General features: G+C 70.9%; 10 protein-coding genes. 7 read left to right on the top strand and 3 right to left on the bottom strand.

Annotation, left to right across the window (positions count from 1 at the left end; translation table 11 throughout):
* Positions 1-272: 272 nt before the first annotated feature.
* The gene (locus ACZ6BB_RS29320; RefSeq protein ID WP_471618148.1) at positions 273-2,324 is read right to left on the bottom strand and encodes a glycoside hydrolase family 31 protein; all 2,052 of its coding nucleotides are present in this window, start codon (positions 2,322-2,324) and stop codon (positions 273-275) included.
* 174 nt (positions 2,325-2,498) lie between these two features.
* The gene (locus ACZ6BB_RS29315; protein ID WP_471618147.1) at positions 2,499-3,512 is read right to left on the bottom strand and encodes a LacI family DNA-binding transcriptional regulator; all 1,014 of its coding nucleotides are present in this window, start codon (positions 3,510-3,512) and stop codon (positions 2,499-2,501) included.
* Between the two features lie 414 nt (positions 3,513-3,926).
* Here ACZ6BB_RS29315 and ACZ6BB_RS29310 point away from each other — a divergent pair, with 414 nt between their 5' ends.
* Positions 3,927-5,867, top strand: a complete 1,941-nt coding sequence (locus ACZ6BB_RS29310; protein WP_471618146.1) for an acyl-CoA dehydrogenase family protein — start codon at positions 3,927-3,929, stop codon at positions 5,865-5,867.
* Between the two features lie 58 nt (positions 5,868-5,925).
* Here ACZ6BB_RS29310 and ACZ6BB_RS29305 read toward each other — a convergent pair whose 3' ends face one another.
* Positions 5,926-6,381 carry a lamin tail domain-containing protein gene (locus tag ACZ6BB_RS29305; protein ID WP_471618145.1) on the bottom strand — a complete coding sequence of 152 codons (456 nt, stop codon included), beginning with the start codon at positions 6,379-6,381 and terminating at the stop codon, positions 5,926-5,928.
* A gap of 193 nt (positions 6,382-6,574) precedes the next feature.
* Here ACZ6BB_RS29305 and dxr point away from each other — a divergent pair, with 193 nt between their 5' ends.
* The 6 genes from dxr (at position 6,575) to ACZ6BB_RS29275 (ending at position 14,029) form a co-directional block, all read left to right on the top strand.
* A complete protein-coding gene (dxr, locus tag ACZ6BB_RS29300; protein ID WP_471618144.1) occupies positions 6,575-7,858 on the top strand; it encodes a 1-deoxy-D-xylulose-5-phosphate reductoisomerase in 1,284 nt (427 codons plus the stop codon).
* Entirely contained in the window at positions 7,855-9,159 is a 1,305-nt protein-coding gene (locus ACZ6BB_RS29295) for a M50 family metallopeptidase (protein WP_471618143.1), read from the top strand. Before dxr ends, ACZ6BB_RS29295 begins: the two co-directional genes overlap by 4 nt.
* A 250-nt stretch (positions 9,160-9,409) precedes the next feature.
* Complete coding sequence (gene ispG / locus ACZ6BB_RS29290; RefSeq protein ID WP_005479680.1) at positions 9,410-10,546, top strand: flavodoxin-dependent (E)-4-hydroxy-3-methylbut-2-enyl-diphosphate synthase; 1,137 nt, start codon at positions 9,410-9,412, stop codon at positions 10,544-10,546.
* 214 nt (positions 10,547-10,760) lie between these two features.
* Positions 10,761-11,615, top strand: a complete 855-nt coding sequence (locus ACZ6BB_RS29285; protein WP_471618142.1) for a GNAT family N-acetyltransferase — start codon at positions 10,761-10,763, stop codon at positions 11,613-11,615.
* An 89-nt stretch (positions 11,616-11,704) separates the two neighbouring features.
* On the top strand, positions 11,705-12,235 hold the full coding sequence (locus ACZ6BB_RS29280) for a GNAT family N-acetyltransferase (RefSeq protein WP_471618141.1): 531 nt from the start codon (positions 11,705-11,707) through the stop codon (positions 12,233-12,235).
* 90 nt (positions 12,236-12,325) lie between these two features.
* Positions 12,326-14,029 (top strand): proline--tRNA ligase, encoded by a 1,704-nt coding sequence (locus ACZ6BB_RS29275; protein WP_471618140.1) that lies wholly within the window; start codon positions 12,326-12,328, stop codon positions 14,027-14,029.
* Positions 14,030-14,233 lie beyond the last annotated feature (204 nt).

Here is a 14,233-nt window from a genome sequence, read left to right as displayed (position 1 = left end):
CCCCGGGGAGCGTCCTCGCCCGACGGCACGGCCGCCCTCGGCGCCACCGCATACCCGCCGGTGGTGCGTATCGTCGTGCGCGTCCGGTGGACAGGTCTGCGTGCGGACCCGCCGCCCCGGCCCGGCCGTCCCCCGCGCACTGCGCGGGAGTCTCCCGTACGGCTGTTCATCCTCGCCATCTCCACTCACTCAAGGTCGCGCGCACCCCTGAGGATCATGGGATGGCCGTGGCGCCACAGCGTAGACCCGGCCGACGGGCGGGCGACGGGCGCCTACCCGGCGACCGGCACCGAGGCCCCGTCCCGCAGGAAGACCGGAATCCGCTCCAGCGGCGCGTCCACCGTCACCGACCGGCCTCCCTCGTACGTCCGGCCGGTCCACGCGTCGGTCCACCGCGCCCCCGCCGGCAGATAGGTGCTCCAGCGCGTCACCCCCGCCTCCAGCACCGGCGCGACCAGCAGGTCCCGCCCGAACAGGTACGCGTCGTCCACCGACCAGGCCCGCTCGTCGCCGGGGAACTCCAGGAACAGCGGCCGCATCACCGGCAGCCCCTCCTCATGGGCCTCGCGCATCACCCGCAGCACATACGGCTTCAACCGCTCCCGCAGCCGCAGGCAGTCCTCCAGGATCGCCCCCGCCTCCTCCCCGTACGACCACACCTCGTTGGGCCCGCCGGTCATGGCCGGCCCCAGCGGCATCCCGGGCTCACGGAACCCGTGCAGCCGCATCAGCGGCGAGAACGTCCCGAACTGGAACCAGCGCACCATCACCTCGCGGTAGGCCGGATCGTCCGGGTCACCGCCGTGGAAGCCGCCGATGTCGGTGTTCCACCAGGGGATGCCGGACAGCGCGGTGTTGAGGCCCGCCGCGATCTGCCGCCGCAGGGTCGGGAAATCGGTCCCGATGTCACCGGACCACAGCGCGGCCCCCCACCGCTGACTGCCCGCCCACGCCGAACGGTTGAGGGAGACGATCTCCTCCTCACCGGCCGCCCGCAGCCCCTCGTAGAAGGTGCGGGCGACCTCGGCCGGGTAGATGTTGCCGACCTCCAGGCCGGGACCCGCCCAGTAGCGCAGGTTCTCCTGGAAGCCCGGCTTGATCTCCGGCTCGCAGGCGTCCAGCCAGAACGCCTTGATGCCGTACGGCTCCAGATAGTTCTCCCGCACCCGCGACCACACGAACTCCCGGGCCTCCGGGTTCGTCGCGTCGTAGAAGGCGACCTGAACCGTCGAGGCGACCTCCTTGTCCGGCCAGTCGGCGTGCGCCATCGGGCCGTACTGGGTGCCGATGAAGTAGCCGCGCTGTTCCATCAGGTGGTGGTTCTCGCTCAGCGGCGACACCGACGGCCACACGGACACCACCAGCCTGATGCCCAGCTCCTCCAGCTCCCGGACCATCGCCGCCGGGTCGGGCCACTCGGCGGGGTCGAACTTCCACTCGCCGAGGTGCGTCCAGTGGAAGAAGTCGCACACGATGACGTCGATGGGCAGGCCCCGCCGCTTGTACTCCCGTGCCACGGCCAGGAGTTCGTCCTGCGTGCGGTAGCGCAGCTTGCACTGCCAGAACCCGGCCGCCCACTCGGGCAGCATCGGCGCACGGCCCGTCGCCGCGCTGTAGCGGCGCTGCGCGTCGGCCGGCTCGCCGGCGGTGATCCAGTAGTCGATCTGCCGGGCCGAGTCCGCGACCCAGCGCGTGCCGTTGCCCGCCAGCTCGACGCGGCCGATCGCCGGGTTGTTCCACAGCAGGGTGTAGCCGCGGCTGGAGGTGAGCACCGGGATGCCGACCTCCGCGTTGCGCTGCACCAGGTCGAGCACCAGCCCCTTCTGGTCGAGCCGCCCGTGCTGGTGCTGACCCAGGCCGTACAGCTTCTCGTCGTCGTACGCGGCGAAGCGCTGTTCCAGGCGGTGGTGGCCGTTGCCGACGGCCGTGTAGAGACGGGAGCCGGGCCACCAGAAGTGGGCGCGGGCCTCCGACAGCAGTTCGGTGCCGTCGGCGGTGCGCGTGTACCGGACCAGGCCCTCGGAGTCGACCTCGACGGTGAGCGCGCCGACGGTCAGCCGCCCCAGCCCGTCCTCGATCTTGACGGTGCTCTCGGTGCTCTCCGCCTCGTCGAGCAGGGCGCCCGGCAGCCCGTCGAGGACCGGGCCGCCCAGGCGGGCGCGGACCCGGACCGCGTCCGGGCCCCAGGGCTCGATCCGCAGGGTCTCCTGGCGCCCGCTCCACTCCAGGGCGCCGTCCCGCTCACGGAACGTGCCGACGGTGGGGGAGGACTGGGCGAGGCTGACCGCGCCCGTCGGGGTCTGGTTCTCGGCAGACAGATTCACGGGATCTCCTGGAAGGGAGGAGTGGCGGCACACCCGGCTCGGCTCCGGCGGGCGCGGGCGGTGGGGAGGAGAGAGGGCCGTACGGGGCTTCCGTAGGGCACGGCGGTCGGTGTGCGCAGGACAGGGTGAGGGGGGAGAGGGACCGTCGAGGGCGGGTGCGGCGAGCCGACCGCCTCAGCCGGTCGTGGACAGCGGTCCCGTGCTCGCCCGGACCGTCAACTCGGGGGCGAGGAGCACCACTTCGTCGGCGTCCCGGCCCTCCAGCTTGGCGATCAGCTGCTCCACCGCCCGACGGCCCATCTCCTGGGCGGGGATGGCGACGGACGTCAGCCGTACCGAGGCCTGCACGGCGACCTGGTCCGGGCAGACCGCGATCACCGAGACGTCCTCCGGGACCGCGCGCCCCTGCTGCCGCAGCAGCGCGAGCAGCGGCTCCACCGCAGACTCGTTCTGCACGACGATCCCCGTGGTGCCCGGCCGCTCGTCGAAGATCCGGGCCAGGGTCGCGGCCATCGCGTCGTAGCCGCCCTCACAGGGGCGGTGCAGCACACGCAGCCCCAGCTCCCGTGCCCGGCCGCGGAGTCCGTCGAGGGTGCGCTCGGCGAAACCGGTGTGCCGTTCGTACACCGCGGGCGCCTCGCCGACGACCGCGATGTCACGGTGGCCGAGCATCGCCAGATGCTCCACGCACAGCGCCCCCGTGGCCCCGAAGTCGAGGTCGACGCAGGTCAGGCCGCTGGTGTCGGCCGGCAGCCCGATGAGCACCGAGGGCTGGTCGGTGCCGCGCAGCAGCGGCAGCCGCTCGTCGTCCAGCTCCACGTCCATCAGGATCATCGCGTCGGCGAGCCCGCTGCCGGTGACCCGGCGCACCGCGTCCGGACCCTCCTCGCCGGTGAGCAGCAGCACGTCGTAGCCGTAGGTGCGGGCCGTGGTGGCCACGGCGATGGCGATCTCCATCATCACCGGGACGTACATGTCGGTGCGCAGCGGGACCATCAGGGCGACGATGTTCGACCTGCTGCTCGCCAGGGCACGGGCCCCCGCGTTCGGGTGGTAGCCGAGCTCCTGGATGCTCCGCTCCACCCGCTGCCGGGTGCCCGCGGAGATGGACCGCTTGCCGCTGAGGACATAGCTCACCGTGCTCGCCGAGACTCCGGCGTGCTGGGCGACCTCGGCGAGGGTGACCATCCGGCTCTCCAAGCGTGTTTAAGCGCTTCGACAGCGCACTGTTGCGGAACAAAGGCGTGTGAGGGTGGCTCGACAGTAGCCCGGCGCCGGATGGGTGTCCATAGGTTGTCGAAGCGCTTCGATAATTCGTCGGGCACCCGAGGGAGAGGTGGGGGTGTGTGGGGTGCGGCCGCGGGTCCGTGGGGCTTCTCGCGCGGCTCCCCGCGCGCCGGTGGGCGCTCTCGTCGGCCACAGTCTAGAACCGGCCGGTCTCCGACGGCTCCACCCCGCACGACCCGGCCGAAGCGGCCGACGGCGCACGCGAGGGGTGGCGGGGTCACCCCGAATCGGGTACCAACGATCGAGTAGCACCCATCGGTAACCATTCAGGTACCCATCCGGTACGAGATCCCGATTCGCGGCGAGGTGAGCCTCATGTCCGCCCCACCCCTCAAGAAGCCCGTCGTCACAGAACGTGAGGCCCGCCAGGTGGCGGAGGCCGCCCGGGAGCAGGCCTGGCGCAAGCCCAGCTTCGCCAAGGAACTGTTCCTCGGCCGGTTCCGCCTCGACCTCATCCACCCCCACCCCCTGCCCACGGACGAGGCCGTCCGGCGCGGCGAGCAGTTCCTGACCAAGCTCCGCGCCTTCTGCGAGACGAAGGTCGACGGCGCGCTGATCGAGCGCGAGGCCCGCATCCCCGACGAGGTCATCGACGGCCTCAAGGAACTCGGCGCCCTCGGTATGAAGATCGACCCGAAGTACGGCGGTCTCGGCCTCACCCAGGTGTACTACAACAAGGCGCTGGCCCTGGTCGGCTCCGCCAGCCCGGCCATCGGCGTCCTGCTCTCGGCGCATCAGTCGATCGGCGTACCGCAGCCGCTCAAGCTGTTCGGCACCCCCGAGCAGAAGGAGAAGTTCCTGCCGCGCTGCGCCCGCACCGACATCAGCGCCTTCCTCCTCACCGAGCCCGACGTCGGCTCCGACCCGGCCCGCCTCGCCACCACCGCCGTCCCCGACGGGGACGACTACCTCCTCGACGGCGTGAAGCTCTGGACGACGAACGGCGTGGTCGCCGACCTCCTCGTCGTCATGGCGCGGGTGCCGAAGTCCGAGGGGCACAAGGGCGGTATCACCGCCTTCGTCGTGGAGACCGACTCGCCCGGTGTCACCGTCGAGAACCGCAACGCCTTCATGGGACTGCGCGGCATCGAGAACGGCGTCACCCGCCTCCACCAGGTCCGGGTCCCCGCGGCCAACCGCATCGGCCCCGAGGGCGCGGGCCTGAAGATCGCGCTCACCACCCTCAACACCGGCCGCCTCTCGCTCCCGGCGTCCTGCGTGGCCGCCGGCAAGTGGTGCCTGAAGATCGCCCGTGAGTGGTCGGCCGCGCGTGAGCAGTGGGGCAAGCCGGTCGCCCACCACGAGGCGGTGGGGCAGAAGATCTCCTTCATCGCCGCCACCACCTTCGCCCTCGAAGCGGTGCTCGACCTGTCCTCGCAGATGGCCGACGAGGACCGCAACGACATCCGTATCGAAGGCGCCCTCGCGAAACTCTTCGCCTCCGAGATGGGCTGGAGGATCGCCGACGAACTGGTCCAGATCCGCGGCGGCCGGGGCTTCGAGACCGCGGACTCGCTCCGGGCGCGCGGCGAACGGGCCGTCCCCGCCGAGCAGATGCTGCGCGACCTGCGCATCAACCGGATCTTCGAGGGTTCCACGGAGATCATGCACCTGCTGATCGCCCGCGAGGCCGTCGACGCCCACCTCACGGTGGCCGGCGACCTCATCGACCCGGAGAAGTCCCTCTCCGACAAGGCGAAGGCGGGCGCGAACGCGGGCGTCTTCTACGCCAAGTGGCTGCCCAAGCTGGTCGCGGGTCCCGGCCAACTCCCGCGCACCTACGGCGACTTCCACCCGGCGGGCCACCCCGACCTCTCCACCCACCTGCGCTACGTGGAACGCAGCGCCCGCAAGCTCGCCCGCTCCACCTTCTACGCCATGTCCCGCTGGCAGGGCCGGATGGAGACCAAGCAGGGCTTCCTGGGCCGGATCGTGGACATCGGCGCCGAACTGTTCGCCATGAGCGCGGCCGTCGTCCGCGCCGAACTGCTCCGTTCCCAGGGCGATCACGGCCGTGAGGCCTACCAGCTCGCCGACGTGTTCTGCCGTCAGTCCCGCATCCGGGTCGAGGAACTCTTCGGCCGACTCTGGAGCAACACCGACGACCTCGACCGCAAGGTGGTCAAGGGCGTCCTCGGCGGCGCCTACGAGTGGCTGGAGCAGGGTGTGATCGACCCGTCCGGCGAGGGCCCCTGGATCGCGGACGCGACCCCGGGCCCGAGCGAGAAGGAGAACGTCCACCGCCGCGTCCGCTGAGCTTCGCCGCAGCACCCGCGCCCCCGGTTGTCCGGGGGCGCGGGCGTGCGTGATCCCGCTAGCAGTACTTGTCGCTGGCGTCCCGAGTGGTCCAGGAGCAGGAGTCCACCTTCGAACCGTCCGCCTTCGTCAGCTTCGCCGTGTCGCTGGTGTTGTTCCAGACGTACGCCCTGCGGTTCTGGTACTTGGTGGCGGTGGTGTCCGTGCCCGACCCCGTGCGGACCTTGATGTACTTCTTCGCCCCGATCTTGATGTTCGGGAACGTGTACTTGTGGTTGTCGAGGTCCTTCAGCACCCAGCCCTTCAGCGAGATCGCCGACGAGCTCGTGTTCTTGATCTGCACCCACTCCGCGTTGTACTGCGCGTTCGTCCGCGTGTCCTTGCCGGGGCTGTCGAAGTACACGCGGTAGATGACCACACCCCCCGCGGCCTCGGCCGGGCTGCTCAGCAGGGTGCCGGTCAGGGCAACCGCTCCGGCGAGCGCGGGCACGGCGGCGCGTATGGGCTTGCGCATGAATCCCCCCAGGATCCTCGTCCATGATCGACTGATACGACAATCGGATCAGCAAGGGAGAAGTCATATCACTCCCGCCTTCACGTGTGCTTCACAAACGGAGAAATGCGCTCGTCAACCGCACACGGCACGAAGTGGGTCAACCAGGGGGCGCGCGGTCCTGCCGGACACCGGATGCGGCCACAATGGAGGGATGAGCGACAGTCCAGCCCCTCTCGCCGATCCGCATCTCGTCTTCGACCCGGTCGACGGCGCACGGGACGTAGTGATCCTCGGATCGACCGGCTCGATCGGCACCCAGGCCATCGACCTCGTCCTGCGCAACCCGGACCGCTTCCGCGTCACCGGGCTCTCCGCCGCCGGAGGGCGGGTGCAGCTCCTGGCCGAGCAGGCGCACCGGCTGCGCGTGCGGACCGTCGCCGTCGCCCGCGAGGACGTCGTACCGGCCCTGCGCGAGGCCCTGGCCGAAACCTACGGTGCCGGGGAGGCCCTCCCCGAGATCCTGGCCGGCCCCGACGCGGCCACGGCCCTGGCCGCCTCCGACTGCCACACGGTGCTGAACGGCATCACCGGCTCCATCGGCCTCGCCCCGACCCTCGCCGCCCTGGAGGCGGGCCGCACCCTCGCGCTCGCCAACAAGGAGTCGCTCATCGTCGGCGGCCCGCTGGTGAAGGCGGTGGCGAAGCCCGGCCAGATCATCCCGGTCGACTCCGAGCACGCCGCCCTCTTCCAGGCCCTCGCCTCCGGCACCCGGGCCGACGTGCGCAAGCTCGTCGTCACCGCCTCCGGCGGCCCGTTCCGCGGCCGTACGAAGGCGGAGCTGGCGGACGTGACGCCCGCCGACGCCCTCGCGCACCCCACCTGGGCCATGGGCCCGGTCATCACCGTGAACTCCGCGACCCTGGTCAACAAGGGCCTGGAGGTCATCGAGGCGCACCTGCTCTACGACATTCCCTTCGACCGCATTGAGGTCGTCGTGCACCCCCAGTCGTATGTCCACTCGATGGTTGAGTTCACGGACGGATCGACGATGGCCCAGGCGACGCCCCCCGACATGCGCGGGCCCATCGCCATCGGCCTCGGCTGGCCGCAGCGCGTCCCGGACGCCGCGCCCGCCTTCGACTGGACCAAGGCGTCCAGCTGGGAGTTCTTCCCCCTCGACGACGACGCGTTCCCGTCGGTCGGGCTCGCCCGGCACGTGGGGCAGCTCGCGGGCACCGCCCCGGCGGTGTTCAATGCGGCGAACGAGGAGTGCGTCGACGCGTTCCTGTACGGGGGTCTCCGGTTCGACGCGATCATGGAGACCGTCACACGGGTGGTCGAGGAGCACGGCACCCCCGCCTCGGGAACTTCCCTGACCGTGGCGGACGTCCTCGAAGCGGAGACCTGGGCCCGTGCCAGGGCCCGCGAACTGACCACCTCGACCACCTCGACCGGCAAACCCACCGAGCGGACGACCGCGGAGGCCCGTGCATGACGACCCTGATGTTCATCCTCGGCATAGTGGTCTTCGTGATCGGTCTCGCGTTCTCGATCGCGTGGCACGAGCTGGGCCACTTCTCGACCGCCAAGCTCTTCGGCGTCCGCGTGCCCCAGTTCATGGTGGGCTTCGGCCCGACCATCTGGTCGAAGAGGAAGGGCGAGACCGAGTACGGCGTCAAGGCGATCCCGCTCGGCGGCTACATCCGCATGATCGGCATGATCCCGCCCGGCCCGGACGGCCGGATCGAGAGCCGCTCGACCTCCCCGTGGCGCGTCATGATCGAGGACGCCCGCGCGGCCTCCTTCGAGGAGCTCCAGCCCGGCGACGAGGACCGTCTCTTCTACACGCGCAAGCCGTGGAAGCGGGTCATCGTGATGTTCGCCGGGCCCTTCATGAACCTGATCCTGGCCTTCGTGATCTTCCTCGGCGTGATGATGACCTTCGGCGCCCAGACCTCGACGACCACGGTCAGCAAGGTCTCGGACTGCGTCATCTCCGCCAGTGAGAACCGCTCGAAGTGCAAGGACAGCGACAAGGAGGCCCCCGCCAAGGCGGCGGGCCTGAAGCCCGGCGACAAGATCGTCGCCTTCGACGGCACCCCCGTCGAGGACTGGTCCGCCCTGCAGGCCGACATCCGCGACAACCCCGGCAAGCAGGTCACGCTCACCGTGGACCGGGGAGGCGAGAAGGTCGACCTGACCCCCACCCTCATCAAGAACAAGGTCAGCCAGACCGACGGCCAGGGCGGCTACGTCAAGGACAAGTACGTGTACGCCGGCTGGCTTGGCTTCACCCCCGCCTCCGACATCCTCCCGCTCTCCTTCGGCCAGTCCGTGGACCGCATGGGCGACATGATGGAGAACGGCGTCGAGTCCCTGCTCTCCCTGCCCGCCAAGGTCCCCGCCCTGTGGGACGCCACCTTCGGCGACGGCGAGCGCGAGGCCGACTCGCCCATGGGCGTGGTCGGCGCGGCCCGGGTCGGCGGCGAGATCTTCACCATGGACATCCCCGCCACCCAGCAGCTCGCCAGCTTCCTGATCCTGCTGGCCGGCTTCAACCTCTCCCTGTTCCTGTTCAACATGCTCCCGCTGCTCCCGCTCGACGGCGGGCACATCGCGGGCGCCCTGTGGGAGTCGCTGCGCCGCAACGCGGCCAAGGTGCTGCGTCGGCCCGACCCCGGCCCGTTCGACGTGGCCAAGCTGATGCCCGTCGCGTACGTGGTGGCCGGCATCTTCGTCTGCTTCACGCTCCTGGTGCTGATCGCGGACCTCGTGAACCCGGTACGCATCTCGTAGTCACCCGCGGTTCACGGCGGCCGGGCACACTCACCGAGTGGGCCCGGCCGCCGTCGTCCGTGTACGAAACCGGTCACCTGCCCCCGAACATCGCGGCGAGCATCCCCAACGGGTGGGTTTACGGACCGTGATGTGCCCCGGCTCGTGCCCGTGCCGTAATCTCGAAGCCCGGAGCCCGCGCGTACCGGGACCCGATCCTGATCCACAACTTGGGGTTGCACAGCAGATGACTACTGCGATTTCTCTCGGCATGCCGTCCGTTCCGACCAAGCTCGCCGAGCGCCGGAAGAGCCGGCAGATCCAGGTCGGGTCCGTGGCGGTCGGCGGAGACGCCCCGGTGTCGGTCCAGTCGATGACCACCACGCGCACGTCGGACATCGGCGCCACGCTGCAGCAGATCGCCGAGCTGACGGCGTCCGGCTGCCAGATCGTCCGGGTCGCCTGCCCCACGCAGGACGACGCCGACGCCCTCCCGGTGATCGCCAGGAAGTCGCAGATCCCGGTCATCGCCGACATCCACTTCCAGCCGAAGTACGTCTTCGCGGCGATCGAGGCCGGCTGCGCCGCCGTCCGCGTCAACCCGGGCAACATCAAGCAGTTCGACGACAAGGTCAAGGAGATCGCCCAGGCGGCGAACGACCACGGCACCCCGATCCGCATCGGCGTCAACGCCGGCTCCCTGGACCGCCGCCTCCTGCAGAAGTACGGCAAGGCCACCCCCGAGGCCCTGGTCGAGTCCGCCCTCTGGGAAGCGTCCCTCTTCGAGGAGCACGGCTTCCGGGACATCAAGATCTCGGTCAAGCACAACGACCCGGTCGTCATGGTCAACGCCTACCGGCAGCTCGCCGCCCAGTGCGACTACCCCCTCCACCTCGGCGTCACCGAGGCCGGCCCCGCCTTCCAGGGCACCATCAAGTCGGCCGTCGCCTTCGGCGCGCTGCTCTCCGAGGGCATCGGCGACACGATCCGTGTCTCCCTCTCGGCCCCGCCGGTCGAGGAGATCAAGGTCGGCAACCAGATCCTGGAGTCGCTGAACCTGAAGCCGCGCCGCCTCGAGATCGTCTCCTGCCCCTCCTGCGGCCGCGCCCAGGTCGACGTCTACAAGCTCGCCGAGGAAGTCACCGCCGGCCTCACCGGCATGGAGGTGCCCCTCCGCGTCGCCGTCATGGGCTGCGTCGTCAACGGCCCCGGCGAGGCCCGCGAGGCCGACCTCGGCGTCGCCTCCGGCAACGGCAAGGGCCAGATCTTCGTCAAGGGCGAGGTCATCAAGACCGTCCCCGAATCCAAGATCGTCGAGACCCTCATCGAGGAGGCGATGAAGATCGCCGAACAGATGGAGGCGGACGGCATCACCTCGGGCGAACCCACCGTGGCGGTGGCGGGCTGAGGAGGACTCGGTGTCTTCCGAGGACTGGCCCGGCAGGGCCGTCCTCAGGGGCGCGGGGAACTGCGCGACGAGCCACGACGCACCCGCACCCGTCAACGCACAGGCCCCCCGAGTCACTGGGCGCTCGGCCGTGGCGCAGCCACAGGGCGACCGGCACAGCCCGGCAAGGTATCGTGCGGAGACCAGCGCAGACCCCAGGGTGAGGCCCCCCCACGTGTTGACCCAGACCACCACCAGGGTCCTCGAACCGAGTGACCTGGACGCCGCACTCGCCGTCCTGGACCGAGACCCCGTCGCGAACGCCTTCGTGACGTCCCGCGTCCAGGTCGCCGGGCTGGACCCGTGGCGGCTCGGCGGCGAGATGTGGGGCTGGTACGAGGAAGGCGCCCTGACCTCCCTCTGCTACGCCGGCGCCAACCTCGTCCCCATCTGCGCCACCCCCCGCGCCGTGCGCGCCTTCGCCGACCGCGCCCGCCGGGCCGGCCGCCGCTGCTCCTCGGTCGTCGGCCCCGCCGAACCCACCGCTCAGCTGTGGCGGCTGCTCGAACCCAGCTGGGGTCCGGCCCGTGAGGTCCGCTCCCACCAGCCCCTCATGGTCACCGACCGGCTCCCCGACCCCGCCGACGTCGTCCCCGACCCGTACGTCCGCCGCATCCGCAAGGACGAGATGGACACGATCATGCCGGCGTGCGTGGCGATGTTCACCGAGGAGGTCGGTGTCTCCCCGCTGGCCGGCGACGGCGGCCTCCTCTACCAGGCCCGGGTCGCCGAACTCGTGGGCTCCGGCCGCTCCTTCGCCCGCCTCGCCCCGGACGGCCGCGTCCTGTTCAAGGCCGAGATCGGCGCGGCGACCGCCCGGGCCTGCCAGATCCAGGGCGTCTGGGTGGCCCCCGAGTTCCGGGGCCAGGGCCTGGCCGCCCCCGGCATGGCAGCGGTCCTCCGCTACGCCCTGGCCGACGTGGCCCCCGTGGTCAGCCTCTACGTCAACGACTTCAACACGGCGGCGAGGCGCACCTACCAGAGGGTGGGCTTCCAAGAGGTGGGCGCCTTCATGAGCGTGCTGTTCTGAGAAGCCGCCGGGCCCGGCCCGGGCACGCCGCCGGCCACATCCGCCCCGCGCCCCGCAGCGGACCCGAACCCCCCTGTAGCATCCGCAACATGAGCCTCGTCATCGGCCCCCTGGACCTCTCAGCCCACGTAGACGAGGCCCTGGCCGTCCAGGCGATCGCATTCGGCCTCGCCCCCGACGAGGTGGCCGTCCGCCGCCAGATCGTCCTCCGCCACATGACGTACCCCGGCGCCCGTGCCCTCGGTGCCACCACCGCCGGACGGCTCGTGGGCTTCGTCTACGGCATGCCCAACGACCGCTCCCACTGGTGGTCCACCGTCGTCGAGCCCTACCTCCGCGCCCTGCACCACGAGCACTGGCTCGACGACTCCTTCGTGATCACCGAACTGCACGTCCACCCCCACCACCAGAACCACGGCGTCGGCCGCGCCCTCATCACCGCCATCACCGACAGCGCGGCCGAACCCCGCTCGATCCTCTCCGCGATCGACGTCGACAGCCCGGCCCGCGGCCTGTACCGCTCCCTCGGCTACACGGACCTCGCCCGCCGGGTCGTCTTCCCCAGCGCCCCCAAGCCGTACGCGGTGATGGGCGCCCCCCTGCCCCTGCGCCGCAGGTAGCGCCCCGCCCCCGCCGCCGGATTTCCACGGGCCCGTGTACCCCCGCTAACCTCCTGCCATCACCCGATCCGCAGCAGGAGTACGAGAATCATGGCGAACCCACCGGTCCAGCGCATGTCCCAGTTGATGGCGAAGACGCTGCGCGACGACCCGGCGGACGCCGAGGTGCTCAGCCACAAGCTCCTCGTCCGCGCCGGGTACGTCCGCCGCACGGCGGCCGGCGTGTGGACCTGGCTGCCGCTCGGCAAGAAGGTCCTCGCCAACGTGGAGCGCATCGTCCGCGAGGAGATGGACGCGATCGGCGCCCAGGAGGTGCTGCTCCCCGCCCTGCTGCCGAAGGAGCCGTACGAGGCGACCGGGCGCTGGGACGAGTACGGCCCCGAGCTGTTCCGGCTGAAGGACCGCAAGGGCGGCGACTACCTCCTCGGCCCCACCCACGAGGAGATCTTCACGCTGATCGTGAAGGACCAGGCGTCCTCCTACAAGGACCTGCCGGTGATCCTCTACCAGATCCAGACGAAGTTCCGGGACGAGGCCCGCCCCCGTGCCGGCATCCTGCGCGGCCGCGAGTTCCTGATGAAGGACTCGTACTCCTTCGACACCGAGGACGAGGGTCTCGCCCAGTCGTACGCCCTGCACCGCGAGGCGTACCAGAAGGTGTTCGAGCGTCTGGGCCTCGACTACCGCATCTGCGCCGCCACGGCGGGCGCGATGGGCGGCTCCAAGTCGGAGGAGTTCCTGGCCCCGGCGGGCGCCGGCGAGGACACCTTCGCGGACTGTCCCGCCTGCGACTTCGCGGCGAACACCGAGGCGATCACCTTCGAGCTGAAGCCGGTGGACGCCGGTGATGTGCCCGCCCTCGAAGAGATCCCGACCCCGGACACCCCGACGATCGAGACCCTCGCCGCGTACCTCGGCGTCGAGGCCTCCGCCACCCTGAAGAACCTCCTCGTCAAGGTCGACGGCGAGATCGTCGCCGTCGGTGTCCCCGGCGACCGCGAGGTCGACATGGGCAAGGTCGAGGCGCACTTCGCCCCGGCGGTCGTCGAGATGGTCACCGAGGCGGACTTCGCGGGCCGCCCCGACCTGGTCCGCGGCTATGTCGGCCCGCAGGGCCTCGGCGAGAAGGTCACCTACGTCGCCGACCCGCGCGTCGCGCCGGGCACCGCCTGGATCACCGGCGCCAACAAGCCGGGCACCCACGCGAAGAACGTCGTCGCGGGCCGTGACTTCGAGGTCGGCGAGTACGTCGACGTCGTGGTCGTCCAGGAGGGCGACCCCTGCCCGAACTGCGGCACCGGCCTGAAGCTGGACCGCGCCATCGAGATCGGCCACATCTTCCAGCTCGGCCGCAAGTACGCCGACGCTCTCAAGCTCGACGTCCTCGGCCGGCACGGCAAGCCCGTCCGCGTCACCATGGGCTCCTACGGCATCGGCGTCTCCCGCGCGGTCGCCGCCCTCGCCGAGCAGAGCGCCGACGACAAGGGCCTGTGCTGGCCCGCCGAGGTCGCCCCGGCCGACGTGCACGTCGTCGCCGCCGGCAAGGCCCTGCAGACCGAACTCGCCCTCGACGTCTCCGAGAAGCTGCGGGCCGCCGGTCTGCGCGTGCTGGTCGACGACCGTGCCGGGGTCTCCCCGGGCGTGAAGTTCACCGACTCCGAGCTGATCGGCGTACCGAAGATCCTGGTCGCCGGCCGCCGCTCCGCCGAGGGCGTCCTGGAGCTGAAGGACCGCCGTACCGGTGAGCGCGAGGAGCTGACGGTCGACGAGGCGATCGCCCGTCTGACCGCCTGACCGCCTGACCGGCGCCTGAGCCGCATCCGACCGTTCCCCGACCGTAGGGCGTGACCGAACGTCACCGCGGGACGGGAACGGTCGAGGCGTCGTTGTGAGCCGGTGCCGACGCGGGATCCCGCACGGGCGCCCGGCTGTCACCCCGGACCCGCACGCCCTCGGTACGAGCCTGTGCCACGTCACCGCGCCGACAGCTCGGCGTCC

The sequence above is a fragment of the Streptomyces sp. NPDC041108 genome (genome assembly GCF_055592645.1).
The sequence above is the reverse complement of the archived record's forward strand: the minus strand, read 5'-3'. Positions and strand labels throughout refer to the sequence as shown.